At 34.6% G+C, this 17,918-nt stretch carries 14 protein-coding genes, 2 tRNA genes, 1 riboswitch and 1 other annotated feature; of the genes, 15 read left to right on the plus strand and 1 reads right to left on the minus strand.

Annotation, left to right across the window (positions count from 1 at the left end; all coding sequences use genetic code 11):
- Positions 1 to 123: 123 nt before the first annotated feature.
- From hutH to J5E45_RS05415, 10 genes are all read left to right on the plus strand, one after another.
- The gene (gene hutH / locus J5E45_RS05370; protein ID WP_208181748.1) at positions 124 to 1,632 is read left to right on the plus strand and encodes a histidine ammonia-lyase; all 1,509 of its coding nucleotides are present in this window, start codon (positions 124 to 126) and stop codon (positions 1,630 to 1,632) included.
- Between the two features lie 69 nt (positions 1,633 to 1,701).
- Positions 1,702 to 1,892, plus strand: a binding site (T-box leader).
- Between the two features lie 67 nt (positions 1,893 to 1,959).
- Positions 1,960 to 3,243 (plus strand): serine--tRNA ligase, encoded by a 1,284-nt coding sequence (gene serS, locus J5E45_RS05375; protein WP_208181749.1) that lies wholly within the window; start codon positions 1,960 to 1,962, stop codon positions 3,241 to 3,243.
- Positions 3,244 to 3,570: 327 nt separating this feature from the next.
- The gene (locus J5E45_RS05380; protein WP_069793276.1) at positions 3,571 to 4,272 is read left to right on the plus strand and encodes an AzlC family ABC transporter permease; all 702 of its coding nucleotides are present in this window, start codon (positions 3,571 to 3,573) and stop codon (positions 4,270 to 4,272) included.
- Positions 4,269 to 4,598: an AzlD domain-containing protein gene (locus J5E45_RS05385; RefSeq protein WP_069793277.1), complete on the plus strand. Its 330-nt coding sequence runs from the start codon at positions 4,269 to 4,271 to the stop codon at positions 4,596 to 4,598. The genes J5E45_RS05380 and J5E45_RS05385 overlap by 4 nt, the downstream gene beginning before the upstream one ends.
- Positions 4,599 to 4,728: 130 nt before the next feature.
- A riboswitch (SAM riboswitch) is annotated at positions 4,729 to 4,828 on the plus strand.
- Between the two features lie 60 nt (positions 4,829 to 4,888).
- Positions 4,889 to 5,857: a homoserine O-acetyltransferase MetX gene (gene metX, locus J5E45_RS05390; RefSeq protein ID WP_208181751.1), complete on the plus strand. Its 969-nt coding sequence runs from the start codon at positions 4,889 to 4,891 to the stop codon at positions 5,855 to 5,857.
- A 304-nt stretch (positions 5,858 to 6,161) separates the two neighbouring features.
- The gene (locus J5E45_RS05395; RefSeq protein ID WP_176723098.1) at positions 6,162 to 7,088 is read left to right on the plus strand and encodes a DUF2232 domain-containing protein; all 927 of its coding nucleotides are present in this window, start codon (positions 6,162 to 6,164) and stop codon (positions 7,086 to 7,088) included.
- A 14-nt stretch (positions 7,089 to 7,102) separates the two neighbouring features.
- A complete protein-coding gene (locus J5E45_RS05400) occupies positions 7,103 to 9,070 on the plus strand; it encodes a DHH family phosphoesterase (protein ID WP_039069540.1) in 1,968 nt (655 codons plus the stop codon).
- The gene (gene rplI, locus J5E45_RS05405; protein ID WP_039069541.1) at positions 9,067 to 9,513 is read left to right on the plus strand and encodes a 50S ribosomal protein L9; all 447 of its coding nucleotides are present in this window, start codon (positions 9,067 to 9,069) and stop codon (positions 9,511 to 9,513) included. The genes J5E45_RS05400 and rplI overlap by 4 nt, the downstream gene beginning before the upstream one ends.
- A gap of 30 nt (positions 9,514 to 9,543) precedes the next feature.
- A complete protein-coding gene (gene dnaB / locus J5E45_RS05410) occupies positions 9,544 to 10,944 on the plus strand; it encodes a replicative DNA helicase (RefSeq protein WP_039069542.1) in 1,401 nt (466 codons plus the stop codon).
- Between the two features lie 286 nt (positions 10,945 to 11,230).
- A complete protein-coding gene (locus J5E45_RS05415; protein WP_208181752.1) occupies positions 11,231 to 12,514 on the plus strand; it encodes an adenylosuccinate synthase in 1,284 nt (427 codons plus the stop codon).
- Between the two features lie 90 nt (positions 12,515 to 12,604).
- Here the strand turns inward: J5E45_RS05415 and J5E45_RS05420 are convergent, their stop codons facing one another.
- Positions 12,605 to 13,822 (minus strand): macrolide family glycosyltransferase, encoded by a 1,218-nt coding sequence (locus J5E45_RS05420; protein ID WP_208181754.1) that lies wholly within the window; start codon positions 13,820 to 13,822, stop codon positions 12,605 to 12,607.
- 307 nt (positions 13,823 to 14,129) lie between these two features.
- On the opposite strand from J5E45_RS05420, the gene J5E45_RS05425 reads away from it, so the two are divergent.
- The 5 genes from J5E45_RS05425 to yycF all read left to right on the plus strand — a co-directional run bounded on the left by J5E45_RS05425 (position 14,130) and on the right by yycF (position 17,913).
- Positions 14,130 to 14,204 (plus strand) — tRNA-Glu (locus tag J5E45_RS05425).
- A 9-nt stretch (positions 14,205 to 14,213) separates the two neighbouring features.
- Positions 14,214 to 14,286: transfer RNA gene (locus tag J5E45_RS05430), tRNA-Asp, on the plus strand.
- Between the two features lie 156 nt (positions 14,287 to 14,442).
- Positions 14,443 to 14,892, plus strand: coding sequence for a winged helix DNA-binding protein (locus tag J5E45_RS05435; protein ID WP_208181756.1), 450 nt, complete (start codon positions 14,443 to 14,445; stop codon positions 14,890 to 14,892).
- 367 nt (positions 14,893 to 15,259) lie between these two features.
- Positions 15,260 to 16,669 (plus strand): DHA2 family efflux MFS transporter permease subunit, encoded by a 1,410-nt coding sequence (locus J5E45_RS05440; protein WP_069793280.1) that lies wholly within the window; start codon positions 15,260 to 15,262, stop codon positions 16,667 to 16,669.
- A 542-nt stretch (positions 16,670 to 17,211) separates the two neighbouring features.
- On the plus strand, positions 17,212 to 17,913 hold the full coding sequence (gene yycF, locus J5E45_RS05445; RefSeq protein WP_029378693.1) for a response regulator YycF: 702 nt from the start codon (positions 17,212 to 17,214) through the stop codon (positions 17,911 to 17,913).
- Positions 17,914 to 17,918: the final 5 nt, after the last annotated feature.

The following is a 17,918-nucleotide window of genomic DNA, read 5'->3' on the forward strand; positions in this document are numbered from 1 at the left end:
TTATCCCATTAAAACAGTAATTTAATACCATGTTACGGATATTGTCTAAGCTATTGTCCAGTAAAAAATGTAAGCGTATACTCAAAATAATCAGAGAAAAATATTAAGCAAGGAGATGGGAAAATGACATTACAACTTAATGGGGAAACATTAACGATTAATGATATTAAACAGTTTTTAAATAAAGAAGAGACGGTAGAAATTACGGAAAATGCATTTGAACGTGTGAAAAAGAGTCGTCAAACGGTCGAAGATATTATAAAGAATAAAGAAACAGTTTACGGAATCACAACTGGTTTTGGTCTGTTTAGTGATGTACGTATAGACGAAGGAGAATACAATCAATTACAAGTCAATTTAATTCGTTCCCATGCATGTGGCATCGGTGAACCATTTTCAGAAGAAGTAGCGTTAGTGATGATGGTATTAAGATTAAACACCTTATTAAAAGGACATTCTGGCGCAACAGTAGATTTAGTAGAGCAACTAGTGTATTACATCAATCAAAGAATTATACCTGTTATCCCGCAACAAGGCTCATTAGGTGCTTCTGGAGATTTAGCGCCGCTATCACACTTGGCTTTAGCGCTAATAGGAGAAGGGAACGTTTTTTATAAAGGAGAAGAAGTAGACAGCCGGTATGTCTTAAACCAGTTAAATCACAAAGCATTGGAGTTACAAGCTAAAGAAGGTTTAGCGTTGATTAATGGTACACAAGCAATGACTGCACAAGGTGTTATCAATTATATAGAAGCGGAAGATTTAGGTTATCAGGCGGAATGGATAGCTTCACTTACACATCAAGCCCTAAATGGTATTACAGATGCATATAATGAAAATGTACATAAAGCTCGTAACTTCCAAGAACAAATAGATGTTGCCGCGAGAATGTTAGACTGGTTGGAAGGTTCAGGATTGACGACAAACCAAGGAGAAGTGCGTGTACAAGACGCTTATACTTTACGTTGTATCCCTCAAATTCATGGTGCTAGCTTCCAAGTATTCAATTATGTGAAGGAAAAATTAGAGTTTGAAATGAATGCTGCAAATGATAACCCACTTATATTTGATGAAGATGATGAAACACTTGTTATCTCAGGAGGAAATTTCCATGGTCAACCTATAGCGTTTGCTTTAGACTTTTTAAAACTTGGTGTAAGTGAATTAGCAAACGTTTCAGAGCGACGTCTAGAACGCTTGGTAAACCCTCAATTGAATAATGGATTACCAGCCTTTTTAAGCCCACAACCAGGGTTACAAAGTGGTGCGATGATTATGCAGTATGCTGCAGCAAGTCTTGTTTCAGAAAATAAAACACTTGCACATCCAGCAAGTGTTGATTCTATACCATCTTCTGCTAACCAAGAAGATCATGTTTCAATGGGAACAATTGCTTCAAGACATGGTTATCAAATGATTGAAAATGCACGTCGTGTATTGGCCATTGAAGCAATCATTGCTCTGCAAGCTGTTGAATATAAAGATATTGATAAGTTGTCACCTAAGACTTATGAAAAATATCAAGAATTACGCCATATTGTGCCATCTATCACAGAAGATAGACAATTTCATAAAGATATTGAAGCAGTATCACAATATTTACGCGATGTTGCTTATATGGATGAAATATAATTGACATAAATACTATCACTCTTGAAAAAAATGATGTTATTTGCTATATTTAATTTAACTTAATAAGTCATTGTTCGTAGGATAAGTAGTATTAATTTTCTGGTTTCAGAGAGCCTGTGTTGAGTGTGAACAGGTAGCCAAGGTTAATGTGAATCTACCTACTATAAGAGAACAATCGGATTTAACCGTTATTTTTGTGAGAGTGCAGTCTAATTTTAGATTGTTAAATAGGGTGGCAACACGTAGACCACGTCCCTTGTAGAGGGATGTGGTCTTTTTTGCGTGTTTATCCCAAATTTTTTAAAAATTGAAAGGATGGATGAAGTTATGTTAGATATTAAGTTATTTCGTAATGACCCTGATTTCGTTAAAGAAAAAGTAGCTAAGCGTGGGATGGAAGCTACTGTAGTAGACGAAGTACTAGAATTAGATGAGCAGCGCCGTCAGTTAATTAGTAAAGCTGAAGAAATGAAAGCCGAACGTAATAAAGTGAGTGGCGAGATTGCTCAAAAGAAACGTAATAAAGAAGACGCAGATGATGCCATCGCAGCAATGCGTAAACTTGGTGATGAAATTAAAACTTTAGATGACACACTAAATCAAGTTGATGTGGACCTTAACGATAAATTATCACGTATTCCAAATATTATTCATGATGATGTGCCTGAAGGTGCCACTGACGAAGACAATGTAGAAGTTAAACGTTGGGGTACACCAAGAACATTTGATTTTGAAGAAAAAGCACATTGGGACTTAGTAGAAGAATTAAAAATGGTCAATTTTGAACGTGCAGCTAAAGTATCTGGCGCTAGATTCATTTTCTTAACAGGTGAAGGTGCACAATTAGAAAGAGCATTGATGAACTATATGATTACGAAACATACAACACAACATGGTTATACAGAAATGATGGTACCGCAATTAGTTAATGCTGATTCAATGTATGGTACAGGTCAATTACCTAAGTTTGAAGAAGACTTATTTAAAGTTGAAAAAGAGGGTCTATACACAATACCAACTGCAGAAGTACCTCTGACAAATTATTACCGTAATGAAATTATCGGGCCGGAGGAATTACCAGCTAAATTCACTGCCCAATCAGCATGTTATCGTAGTGAAGCGGGATCAGCTGGTCGTGATACAAGAGGTCTTATCCGTTTACATCAATTCGATAAAGTTGAAATGGTTCGTTTTGAAAAACCAGAAGATTCTTGGAAGGCACTAGATGAGATGACTGAACACGCAGAAGCGATTTTAGAAGAATTAGGCTTACCATACCGCCGTGTTATTTTATGTACAGGCGATATCGGTTTCGGTTCAAGTAAAACTTATGATTTAGAAGTTTGGTTACCAAGCTATAATGAATATAAAGAAATAAGTTCTTGTTCAAATATTACTGATTTCCAAGCACGTCGTTCAAATATTCGTTTTAAACGCGATAAAAATGCTAAACCAGAATTAGCACATACACTTAATGGTAGTGGCTTAGCAGTAGGACGTACATTTGCTGCAATAGTTGAAAATTATCAAAATGAAGATGGTTCTGTAACAATTCCCGAAGCGTTAGTACCATATATGGGTGGAAAAACAGTCATCAGTCCTATTAAATAAATTATTAAAAGTGTGTAGTTAAAGTATTAGCTACGCACTTTTTTATATGTACTGAGAGGGTAGGGGAGGTGTAAAAGTTGAGTATGAGAAATACATAAAAAAATGTCGCTAAAGTTATTAAATCGATTTAAAAAGTGATGACACAACAGGGCAGTCTAAAATAAAACATAAAATTCTGAATTATTTTCAAAACTTGTAAAACAATGTTATAAGACGATCGTTAGTCTAACCTCACACAAGCGAACGTCTAAAAGTATTGATTGTTTTTATGCTATTGTAATAGAATGAATTTACTGTTTTTAGAGTTGAAGGGAAGAGGGTGGAAAAATGGGGAATGAGGCGCATATGACTTTTAAACAAGGTGTAAAAGCGTGTATTCCTACTTTGTTAGGTTACGCTGGTGTTGGTCTATCTTTTGGAATTGTTGCAGTGGCCTCGGGTTTTAGTATGTTGGAAATTATTTTACTTTGTTTGCTAGTATATGCGGGCGCGGCACAGTTTATTATTTGTGCGCTTGTTATTTCTGGTACCCCTATATCTGCAATTATATTGACGACGTTCATTGTGAACTCAAGAATGTTTTTATTAAGTATGACACTTGCGCCAAGTTATAAAAACTATAGTTTATTAAATAGAATCGGTCTTTCTACATTAGTAACAGATGAAACATTTGGCGTAGCAATTACGCCACACTTAAAAGGTGAGAAAATCAATGACCGTTGGTTACATGGGCTAAATGTCACGGCATATGTGTTTTGGACATTTGCGTGTATTATTGGCGCGGTCTTTGGAAAATACATACATCAACCAGAATCGCTAGGATTAGATTTCGCAATTACGGCTATGTTTATTTTCTTAGCTGTTTCACAATTTGAAGGGATTAGACGTTCAAAAATAAATATATATTTTGTATTGATTATATGCGTGATTGTAATGATGTTTGCCTTAAGTTTATTTATGCCTTCATATTTAGCTATTATATTAGCTTCGACAATTGCAGCGCTAATTGGGGTGGTGATGGAACGTTGACAACGACAATACATATGTTAACAATTATCGTGTTATGCGGCGTGGTAACGTGGATCACGCGTATTATTCCGTTCATTTTGATAACTAAGATAAAGCTATCTGAAGGCGTGATTAAATGGCTTTCATTTATTCCAATTACATTATTCACCGCTTTAATTATCGACGGACTTATCGAGCAACAAGATGGCGTGGTGGGTTATAGTATTAACGTGCCATTCTTAATAACTATGCTACCGACGATTGTCATTGCTGTGATATCACGCAGTTTAACAATTACTATACTTAGTGGCATTGTCATTATGGCAGTATTACGTTGGGTATTTTAAACAATCCTATTGAAGTAAGTTATATTATCCGTTAAACTAAAAATAATTAGAAAATTGAGATATTTCAGATTATACTAATACATTAACTTTATCTGAATTTATAAGCATAGTTTTATACAATTAAAATCAAATCTTATTTCGAGAAGCTGAGGGACTTGGCCCGTGGACGCTTCAGCAACCGGCTTATAAAGTACGGTGCTAATACCAACGATAGACTCGAATGATAAGTATTTTTAACTTCTTACTTATTTTATGAGTGGGGAGTTTTTTTACTAAGTAGGAGGTAAAACATGACGAATTATACGGTTGATACATTAGAATTAGGACCATTCACAACAGAGTCAGGTGAATTCATCTCAAACTTAAAACTGCGTTATGAACATGTAGGATTAAAAGGACAACCACTTGTTGTGGTTTGTCACGCTTTAACAGGCAATCATTTAACGTATGGGACAAATGAAAATCCTGGTTGGTGGAGAGGTATTATTGACGGTGGTTATATGCCTATTAATGATTACCAGTTTTTGACATTTAATGTTATTGGTAGCCCTTATGGTTCAAGTTCTGCGTTAACAGACCCAAACTTCCCTGAAACACTTACGTTAAGAGATATCGTACGTGCGATAGAATTCGGTATTGAAACATTAGGCTTTGAAAAGATTAATATATTAATTGGTGGTTCATTAGGTGGCATGCAAGCAATAGAGTTATTATATAATCGTAAATTTCATGTTGAAAAAGCAGTGATTCTTGCTGCTACAGACAAAACATCATCTTATAGTCGTGCGTTTAATGAGATAGCGAGACAAGCGATTCATTTAGATAATAAAGAAGGTATGAGTATTGCAAGACAGTTAGGATTTTTAACATATCGTTCGTCTAAGAGTTATGATAAGCGCTTTTCACCAGATCAAGTTGTAACTTATCAAAAACATCAAGGTAATAAATTTATGAATCATTTTGATTCTCTATGCTATTTAACACTCCTGGACGTCTTAGACAGCCATGACGTAGATAGAGGACGCAACGATGTAGATGAAGTGTTTAGTAATTTAGATACTAAAGTAATGACGATGGGCTTCACAGATGATTTGTTATATCCAGATGACTTGGTAAGTGCCGTGGGAAAACGTTTTAAATATCATAAACATTTCTTTGTTCCAGATAACGTAGGTCATGATGGCTTTTTACTGAATTTTAATGACTGGGCTCCTAATTTATATCACTTCTTAAAAGTATATAAAATTAAAAGAAAATGATTTAATAACACTAATATATATTCAATTTTAGGATGGGACTGTATGACTACTTTCGATAGGGGAGGGTAGACTAACGTATATAGTACATCCTTTTTTGTGTAAGCATTTAAGATGAGTGACATAAAGTGAAATTTTAATGTAGCAATATTTGGAAGGTAGCATCGTAAAATGTTGGTTAGTCTATTCGTTTAATAAATTCGTAACTATATAAAGTGTAGTATATCGTTATCTTCTGTATTTGGATTGCCAATAATTGTATAAAAGTTTTAAAGAGGTTAAAATAATAGTTATAGTCAAAAATAGTATGGGAGTGGCGAAATTGTTTTCAAAAATATACCCTAAAGTAACTGTGCTTAGTATCTTAACGCTAATCGTAGTAGCTTTAGCTTTACATATATTACCTCCGTTAGGCCTGGTGTTAAGTATCTTTGCTACGATTCCAGGTATTATCTTATGGCATAAGTCTATTGAATCATTCGGTTTAACAGCAGTCATTACAGTAGTGTTAACAACATTATTAGGTAATATATTTGTGTTAAGCACCATGGTCATCATACTCTTAGTGAGTTTTGTGATTGGCCAATTATTGAAAGAACGTACATCTAAAGAACGCATACTCTATATAACAACTACATATATTAGTATGTTCTCGTTAATTGCGTTTATGGGACTACAAACGTTTGATAAAATACCGAGTTCTACAATTTTGGTAAAACCAGTGAAAGATTACATGCATAACGTCGTTTCTGGAATTGCGGGAAGCGCTGAATACAAGCAAATGCTTGAAGAAGGTTTTCGCCAAATGTCAGTTCAATTACCAAGTTATGTAATTATCGCAGTATTTCTACTTATTTTAATCAATTTAATTATTACTTTTCCAATTTTACGTAAGTTCAAAATCGCTACACCAATATTTAAACCATTATACGCTTGGCAAATGAAACGCTCGCTATTATGGATGTATATTATTGTCTTGATTTGTGTTATGTTTGCGAGCCAAGCAGGGACTTTCCAAAGTATCGTTTTAAACTTTGAAATTGTGTTATCATTATGTATGTATATTCAGGGCTTAAGTGTTATTCACTTTTTCGGAAAGGCAAAATCAATGCCAACCGCGCTTTCTGTGTTATTCATGGTTATAGGGACAGCTTTAATGCCATTAACACATATTGTAAGTCTCCTGGGTGTTATAGATTTGTGTATTAACTTAAAAAGTATCATTAAAAAATGATTTGAGGTGGAAAAATGAACCGTCAATCCACTAAAAAAGCGTTAGTTTTACCATTTATTATTATGGCGCTCACAGCAATTGCACTTGTAGTAGTTTGGTTTGTTTTTAACCAGCTCATTGCAGGCATAGCGACAGTTGTATTAGTGATTATTATTGTAGTAACAGCAATAATGGTAAGACAAGCTTTGCAGAAATTAGATAGCTATGTTGATAATCTAAGCGGTCATATCTCCGAAGGCAATAATATCGCAATTAAAAGTTTGCCAATCGGTATGATTATCTTAGATGAAAATGAAAACATAGAGTGGATGAACAAATTTATGTCGGAACGCTTAACGCGTAATGTAATTTCCGATCCAGTTAATGAAGTATATCCTAATATCTTAAAACAATTAGAAAAAACACAAGAAGTTGAGATTTCTGAAAACGAGTACCACTACCGCGTACGTTATTCTGAGAAAGAACATGTATTATATTTCTTCGACATTACTGAAGAAGTACAAACAAATAAGTTATATGAAGATTCTAAACCAATTATTGCTACATTGTTCTTAGACAATTATGACGAGATTACGCAAAATATGAATGACACACAAAAATCAGAGATTAACTCAATGGTTACGCGTGTGATTAGTAGATGGGCTAGCGAGCATAACATTTATTTCAAACGTTATAGCTCTGATCAATTTGTTGCTTATTTAAATCAAGATATATTAAACAACATAGAAGCAACAAACTTTAGTATTTTAAGCCAGTTGCGTGAAAAAAGCGTTGGTTATCGTGCACAATTAACATTGAGCATTGGTGTCGGAGAAGGGTCGGAAGATTTAATAGATTTAGGAGAACTATCGCAATCAGGCTTAGATTTAGCCCTAGGACGCGGTGGTGATCAGGTTGCTATCAAGAATATGAACGGAAATGTACGTTTCTATGGTGGTAAGACTGACCCAATGGAAAAACGTACACGAGTTAGAGCACGCGTTATATCACATGCGCTTAAAGATATTCTGATGGAAGGTGACAAAGTTATTATCATGGGGCATAAACGTCCTGACTTAGATGCAATCGGTGGTGCAATTGGTGTTTCACGTTTTGCAATGATGAATAACTTAGACGCGTATATCGTCTTAAATGATTCTGACATTGATCCAACATTACGACGTGTTATGGACGCAGTAAATGAAAAACCAGAATTAAAAGATCGTTTTATCACATCGGATGAAGCATGGGATATTATGACTTCTAAGACAACGTTAGTCATTGTAGATACGCATAAACCTGAAATGGTCATTGATGAAAATATTTTAAATAAAGCTAACCGTAAAGTGGTCATTGATCATCATAGACGTGGTGAAAGCTTTATTTCAAGTCCATTACTTGTTTATATGGAACCATATGCAAGTTCAACTGCAGAGCTTGTGACAGAGTTACTTGAGTATCAACCGACAGAACAACGTTTAACACGTTTAGAATCAACAGTAATGTTTGCTGGTATTATTGTAGATACACGTAACTTTACGTTACGTACAGGTTCTAGAACCTTTGATGCAGCAAGTTACTTACGTGCGCACGGCGCAGATACAATATTGACACAACATTTCTTGAAAGATGATCTTGATACGTATATCAATCGTACTGAATTGATTCAAACAGTGAAACTACAAGAAAACGGCGTGGCTATTGCACACGGTTCGAACGATAAAATTTATCATCCTGTTACAGTTGCACAAGCTGCCGATGAACTGTTAAGTTTAGATGGTGTAGAGGCTTCGTACGTAATTGCAAGAAGAGAAGAAAATGTAATAGGTATGTCTGCCCGCTCACTTGGTGCTGTCAATGTGCAGTTAACAATGGAAGCGCTTGGTGGTGGTGGCCATTTAACTAATGCAGCCACACAGTTAAAAGACGTAACAGTGGATGAAGCGATAGAAAAATTACAACAAGCTATAACAGAACAAATGAGTAGGAGTGAAAATGCATGAAAGTAATATTCACACAAGATGTAAAAGGTAAAGGTAAAAAAGGCGAAGTTAAAGACGTACCAGTAGGCTATGCAAACAACTTCTTATTAAAGAAAAATTATGCAGTAGAAGCAACACCTGGTAATTTAAAACAATTAGAACAAAAAAATAAAGCTGCAGAAGCAGAGCGTCAACAAGAAATTGAGGATGCTAAGCAATTAAAAGCACAATTAAGTGAAATTGAAGTCGAAGTGTCTGCTAAAACAGGCGAAGGCGGTAAATTATTTGGTTCAGTAAGTACGAAACAAATCACGCAAGCATTACAAGAACAACACAACATTAAAATTGATAAACGTAAAATGGATCTCCCAAACGGTATTCATGCATTAGGTTACACTAACGTACCAGTTAAATTAGATAAAGAAGTTGAAGGTACAATCCGTGTACACACAGTTGAACAATAATAGTGGATTGAGATATGAGGTGTAATCACAATGGATGGAATGTATGAACAAAATCAAATGCCACACAGTAATGAGGCTGAACAGTCTGTCTTAGGTGCCATTATCATAGATCCAGAATTAATCAACACAACTCAGGAAGTATTACTTCCTGAGTCATTTTATAGAGGCGCACATCAACACATCTTTAGAGCAATGATGAACCTCAATGAAGATAACAGAGATATTGATGTGGTAACCATTATGGATCAATTGACACAAGACGGTCGATTGAATGAAGCGGGTGGTCCTCAATATCTTGCAGAATTATCAAGTAATGTGCCGACAACACGTAATATCCAATACTATACCGAGATTGTATTTAAGCACGCAACTAAACGTAAATTAATACAAACTGCAGATAGTATTGCGAATGATGGTTATAATGATGAGCTGGAACTAGATACGATACTTAACGACGCTGAACGTCGTATATTAGAATTATCATCCTCACGTGAAAGTGATGGATTTAAGGATATTCGAGATGTACTTGGTGAAGTATATGAGAATGCGGAATTATTAGATCAAAACAGTGGTCAAACGCCAGGTATTCCAACGGGATATCGAGATTTAGACCAGATGACAGCAGGATTCAACCGCAATGATTTAATCATTTTGGCAGCACGTCCCTCAGTAGGTAAGACTGCCTTCGCGCTTAATATTGCGCAAAAAGTTGCAACACACGAAGATCATTTTTCAGTAGGTATATTCTCACTAGAGATGGGTGCAGATCAACTTGCAACACGTATGATTTGTAGTTCAGGGAATGTAGACTCTAACCGCCTGAGAACAGGTATGATGACTGAAGAGGACTGGAATCGGTTTACTATAGCGGTTGGTAAATTATCACGTACGAAGATATTTATCGATGATACGCCAGGTATCCGTATTACAGATATTCGTTCTAAGTGTCGTCGTTTAAAACAAGAACACGGTTTAGATATGGTCGTTATTGATTACCTACAATTAATTTCTGGTAGTGGTTCGCGCTTTTCAGATAACAGACAACAAGAAGTTTCTGAAATTTCACGTACATTAAAGGCAATTGCCAGAGAGTTAGAATGTCCTGTTATTGCACTAAGTCAGTTATCACGTGGCGTTGAGCAACGTCAGGATAAACGACCGATGATGAGTGATATTCGTGAGTCAGGTTCTATCGAGCAAGATGCCGATATCATCGCTTTCTTATATCGTGATGATTATTATAATCGTGGCGAAGACGAAGAAGACGATGATGATACGAACTTCGAACCTCAAACAAATGATGAAAATGGGGAAATTGAAATTATCATCGCTAAGCAACGTAATGGTCCTACAGGTACAGTAAAGCTACACTTTATGAAACAATACAACAAGTTTACAGATATAGACTATGCACATGCCGAAATGGGATAAAAAATAATAAAAATATTTTCCGTACGATAAATCATTTTTGAGTTTTATCGTACGGTTTTTGTTTCTTTTTGGTTCTTGAATTTCTTAGTAAGTATGTGTCTGGATTTGATGTATTTGTTCGATAAGACATTGGTATCACTAGCTTAAAGGTGCATATGAATTAGCTGATACTTTTTAAAAAAGAGAGTGAATTATAGAAAATCAATGTTCGATTTTTGGTTTGCAATCTATCCACTGTATTGGTAAAATACGTAATGGTTAATCGAGAAAACTTGGAGGTGCTCATATGTCATCAATAGTAGTAGTTGGGACACAATGGGGAGACGAAGGTAAAGGTAAAATTACAGATTTCTTAGCAGAACAAGCAAACGTTATTGCACGTTTTTCAGGCGGTAATAATGCAGGTCATACTATTAAATTTGGTGGAGAAACATATAAATTACACTTAGTACCATCTGGTATTTTTTATAAAGAAAAATTAGCAGTTATTGGTAACGGTGTCGTTGTAGATCCAGTGGCACTATTAAAAGAATTAGATGCTTTAAATGAAAGAGGTATTTCAACAGATAACTTACGTATTTCAAACCGAGCACAAGTTATTTTACCTTATCATATTAAGCAAGATGAATATGAAGAAGAACGTCGTGGAGATAATAAAATTGGCACAACGAAAAAAGGCATTGGCCCTGCTTATGTAGATAAAGCACAACGTATTGGTATTCGTGTAGCAGATTTATTAGATAAAGAAACATTCGAAAGATTATTAACAGATAACATTGAATACAAAGGCGCATATTTCGAAGGCATGTTTGGTAAACCATGTCCATCATTCGACGAAATCTTTGAAACATACTATGCAGCCGGCCAACGTTTAGCTCCATTCGTTACTGACACTGCAAAAGTTTTAGACGATGCATTTGTAGCAGAAGAAAAAGTATTATTCGAAGGCGCACAAGGTGTAATGTTAGATATCGATCATGGTACTTACCCATTTGTTACTTCAAGTAACCCTGTTGCAGGTAATGTTACTGTCGGTGGCGGTGTAGGTCCAACATTCGTGTCTAAAGTTATTGGTGTATGTAAAGCATATACATCACGCGTAGGCGATGGTCCTTTCCCAACTGAACTATTTGATGATGACGGACACCATATTCGTGAAGTAGGCCGTGAATACGGTACAACTACAGGTCGTCCACGTCGTGTAGGTTGGTTCGATTCAGTTGTATTACGTCACTCTCGCCGTGCGAGCGGTATTACAGACTTATCAATCAACTCTATTGATGTGTTAACAGGTCTAAAAGAAGTTAAAATCTGTACTGCCTATGAATTAGACGGTGAGGAAATCACTGAATATCCAGCAAACTTGAAAGACTTACAACGTTGTAAGCCAATCTTTGAAACATTGCCTGGTTGGACAGAAGATGTAACAGGTTGTCGTTCATTAGATGAATTACCTGATAACGCACGTAGATATTTAGAGCGCATCTCTGAATTAAGTGATGTTAAGATTTCTATCTTCTCAGTAGGTCCAGACCGTAATCAAACAAACTTATTAAGTTCTTTATGGTAAGTAATTAGTGCCAGTGAACTTCCATTAAAAGAAAACCTTGTAGTCATTCATTTAAAAAAATGATTTGGCTACAAGGTTTTTTGTATATATTTATTTTTGCATCATGCAATGCGCGTCACGAAACTCTAAAATTTTATTAACAGCTAATTCATAACCGTATTGTTCATTATGCGAAGGGTCTTTAATCATATCTATATTGTTTTGATATGCATCTAAATTATTAAGCATAGATAATACAGTTTGTTTCAATTGTTCTACAGTAAAGGTTTCTGAATTTAACTGCTGTCCGATATTTAAGTTTTCGATTTGTTGTGCTACAACTGGTTGGTCTGCACTTTGTGGAAAAGCTAGCATAGGGACACCCATCATAATTGCTTCATTTGCGCTATTCATACCGGCATGTGTTAAGAATAATGAAGTGTATTGCAGTAATTCAGTTTGGGGCACAAACGTCTTTATAACAAAGTTGGAAGGTAGCTCATCAAAGTCTTCTATACGATTAGTTTCTCCAATAGAAACTACAACTGTGACATCAATATCAGCCAATGCCTTAAAACACTTATTGAAAAATGGTACGTTTTCATTAAAAACAGTACCTAAAGAAATGTAGATAATTGGTTTAGACTGATCAATTTCTGCCATGAAATCTGAAGGCTGTGGCATGATGACAGACGGTCCAGCAAAGAAATAACGATTACTGTCAAATGTATCAGAGTGGATTTGGAAATTTTGCATGACATACGAAATATTTAAGTCACCTGGATTATTCATTACTTCAAATCTTGAAGGAATTGAAATATCATAAGTTTGTTCTAAACGTGACTTTAAAATACTGAATTTTTTGTCCGCATCATCTTTTGCTTCAGCACTCAAATTTGTACTTAATTGATTTGTGAATTGATCAAATGAATCTTTAGTATGTGCAAATGTTGTGACAGAAGAAATAGCAGGGATACCTAATTTTTGTGCCAACATATAGCCGCACCCAAACATAGAATCATAAATTATGTAGTCATAATGTTCATTTTCGATGTCTTTTAAAATTTTTGGTAAGAACAAATCTGTAGTATTTAACAAGCCATTCATGACGTTAAAGAGATTATCACGTCCATAAGTTGAAAAATGTGCCATCATGTCATCTGAATTAAATGTGCGTATTTCTACACCGATATCTTGAAGTCTATCTGTGAATTTATCGGTTGCGTAATATACGATTTCCTCACCTTTTTCTACTAATGTTTTACACACGGCTACTGTTGGATTTACATGTCCGGCAGAACCTGGGTTAATAAATAGTACTTTTGCCAATTAAGTGCCTCCTCATATGTATTATTTAATTATTTTATCAAAATACATAGAAAACATAAAATATTTGAAATTTAATAAATGGTTTTGATATTAAAGTTTAATACATTGTTATTGGTTTTTTAGTAGTAATACTTAAAGTTTAAGTACGATTTTGCCGGGGTTTTACCACGTTTTTATAGTTTTTTGTAAGTATAGGTAAAAAACATAGACATTATACAATTAAGTTAGAAAATTATACTAATTTAATTTAAAAAAGAGCTTGTCATCTTGTTAAAGAGTTGGTATAATTTATTTTGTGCTTAAGAGAGGCTCCTTGGTCAAGCGGTTAAGACACCGCCCTTTCACGGCGGTAACACGGGTTCGAGTCCCGTAGGAGTCACCATTTATTTTAGGTCTCGTAGTGTAGCGGTTAACACGCCTGCCTGTCACGCAGGAGATCGCGGGTTCGATTCCCGTCGAGACCGTATAATGCCCATCCAATAGGATGGGCATTTTTTTGTGTATATATAAAGGGTCGTATTTGAATCCTTTGTCTACATAACTTAATATAATGATACGATAAGATTTATAAAGGTGTATAGTAAATAACAACGTGAATCAAAGGGGATGTAATAACGAAAATGAATAAAGATAGAGAAGAAACAGATTTGATTAATCTTATCAGTGATCGTCACAATGATTTAAGACAAAAAGTAGAATATATGACTTCACAGCAATCACCACAAGTACATTTTAGTAGCTCAGAGTGGTATCTAATTACCATCATAAAATATGATAACCCATCATTAGCTGAACTCACACGTATTGTTAATCTTACAAGACAAGCAATCCATAAAGCAATCAAACAATTAGAACAAAAATCCGTAGTTCAAATTGAATCAGTTCCAAATAATAAGAAAGAAAAACGAGTGAAGTTAACTAGATATGGTATTTCCTGTTATGAGAGATATGCAGAAAATAAACGATTGCTAATTGACCATATTAGTAAAGTGCTAGGTTTTTCAGAAATTGAACATTTACAGTATTTATTAGAACAGAACTGGCAATTAGAAGATCTAAATATAGAATAATTATTTGAGTATTTAACAGGTTTCAACTATGTTGTAATACTCAAGTTTTTTCGCGGTATTTTTAGTAAACTTAGTTGACAATTATTTGGAAATTTTGCTACAGTAAGGTAGTCAATTTCTTGTATTTATTGCGCAATAAAGAGATTAGAATGACGAATTAGTTAAAAATATAATTTTCTATACGTATTAAATGTGAAAATAAAAATAGAATGGAAATATAGAATAAGTCATAATATATGCAGATGAATTAAGTAAAATAAACCTAAAAATATGAATTATTAAATTCATCATTTCTTTAGTATAAAAGCACTTTAATTACTCTACTTTATACTTATACTTCGTTTACCATAAAAAAGGAGTATATCAAATGGCAACACAAGTAAATGTGAAAAATCCTAATATATACGCGCTCGTCTTAATGATTGGTGGTTTTATGGGATTATTTAGTGAGACAGCACTCAATATGGCGTTAACAGATATCATGGCTGATTTTCAAGTTTCAGCAGCAACTGTACAGTGGCTAACAACAGGTTATTTGCTTGTTATGGCGTGTATAGTACCAGCATCTTCCTATTTAATTAAATGGTTTAATACGAAATCACTTATAATGACAGGGATTATATTATCCTTTATCGGCGTCATGGTCGGCGCACTTGCACCTAATTTTATAATGTTGCTAATAGGTCGTATAATACAGGCATTAGGCACAGGTGTATTGTTGCCGATTATGGTCACTGTACTTATGTTAATCTTTCCAATACAAAAACGTGGTGCTGTCATGGGTATTATGGGGCTTGTAATCACAGCTGGACCAGCGCTTGGACCGACGCTGTCCGGTGTTATCATTTCAGCTTCTAGTTGGCATTTTATCTTTTGGATTAGCGCATTGATGTATCTTGTCGTGCTGTTAATGGCTATTTCAAAGACAGAAGATGTAGGAGATATTACAAAACCTAAAATTGACATTTTATCAATTTTATTATCGACAATTACTTTTGCAGGGCTAATTTTTGCGCTAAGTTCAATGGCAGAAGCCTCATTCAGTAATATAATAGTATGGTTGCCATTAATTTTTGGCGTAGTCTCATTATCGATTTTTATCGTACGTCAATTCAAAATTGATTCGCCTATGCTTGATTTAAGGGTTTTTAAATATCCTATGTTCGTTGTTGGAGCTGCAATGGTGTTTATTACGATCTTATGTATCTTATCCACAGGCATCTTATTACCGTTATATTTAAAAGGCGCATTATTATATAGCTCAGTCATTGCAGGTTTAATACTATTACCAGGGAATGCAGTTAATCTAATATTATCGCCAGTAATTGGTTCTTTATTTGACCGTTTTGGAGCAAGATACTTTGGCATCGTGGGATTCTTGTTAATGTTTATCGCAGCGATTACGTTCACATTAACTATTTCAGCATCTACACCAGTTTGGGTGATTATTATAGCATTTATTATTTTCTTTATAGGTATCTCAATGGTTATGATGCCAGCCCAAACAAACGCTTTAAACCAACTCCCACATCATTTATACGCAGATGGGTCAGCGACAATTACGACTTTGATACAAATAGGTGGATCAGCGGGTACAGCAATCGCGATTACAATTTATACAACAGCAATGAAGTCATTCAGTAAAGCTTATCCAAGTGTGGGCGAAGAAGCGGTGCTGTCACATGGAGTACAGTTTACTTTTATCTTTATTACTTTATTAACAATAATTGGTATTATTTTATCTTTATGTGTTAAAAGAACACGGTATAATAAATAAGGTAACTTTAGGATAAATTAAAGAGTAGTTCAGCTTAAAATACAGTAACGCTATCTTATAAAAAGCCTGTAGAAATTTATGCATAAAATAGTTTACTAAGTGCTGCAAGAAATTTTATTTATAGTATTAATTATATAATCAATATGCGGAGAGCGAGCGTAATAAGTCTAAATTGTAATTTTGGACTTATGCTTGCTCTCTTTTAAATTTTTATTAATTAGTGCATTGTGTGATTGCTATTTAAAATTTAAGTATTGATTTATTTATACAATATGAGTATAAATAAGTTTTTAATTCGAAAAATACATTGTGTAAGCAATTAATTCGAACGCAAACGTAATTTTGTTTAGACTGGATATATCTATTCATGACTCGAAAAGTACCCATTTTATAGCAACAATGTTATAATTTTACAATACACAATTTTAATTTTCTATTTAGAAAAATAGAATTGAAGTGCCATAAATGGTAAATTATATTATAGAGATATGCGTAGAATTTAATGTAAATGTACTACAATATAGAAATGAGGTTTATAAAATATGGCTAGAAAAGTTGTTGTAGTCGATGATGAAAAACCAATTGCTGACATTCTAGAATTTAATTTAAAAAAAGAAGGGTACGAAGTATTTTGTGCCTACGATGGAAATGATGCAGTAGATTTAATATATGATGAAGAACCAGACATTGTGTTGTTAGACATCATGTTACCTGGTCGTGATGGCATGGAAGTCTGCCGTGAAGTACGCAAAAAATACGAAATGCCAATCATTATGCTGACTGCAAAAGATTCAGAAATAGATAAAGTATTAGGCCTTGAACTGGGTGCCGATGACTACGTGACGAAACCATTTAGCACACGTGAATTAATCGCACGTGTGAAAGCAAATTTACGTCGTCATTATTCACAACCAGCACAAGAAACTAACGATGAATCTAATGAAATTACTATTAAAGATATCGTTATCTACCCGGATGCTTATTCTATTAAAAAACGTGGCGGTGACATCGAATTAACACACCGTGAATTCGAATTATTCCATTATTTATCTAAACATATGGGACAAGTCATGACACGCGAACATTTATTACAAACCGTTTGGGGCTATGACTATTTTGGTGATGTGCGTACTGTAGACGTTACAATTCGACGCTTACGTGAAAAAATTGAGGATGACCCTTCTCATCCAGAGTATATTGTGACACGTCGTGGTGTTGGATACTTCCTCCAACAACATGATTAGAGGCC

Source organism: Staphylococcus shinii, from assembly GCF_017583065.1.
Lineage (GTDB): Bacteria > Bacillota > Bacilli > Staphylococcales > Staphylococcaceae > Staphylococcus > Staphylococcus shinii.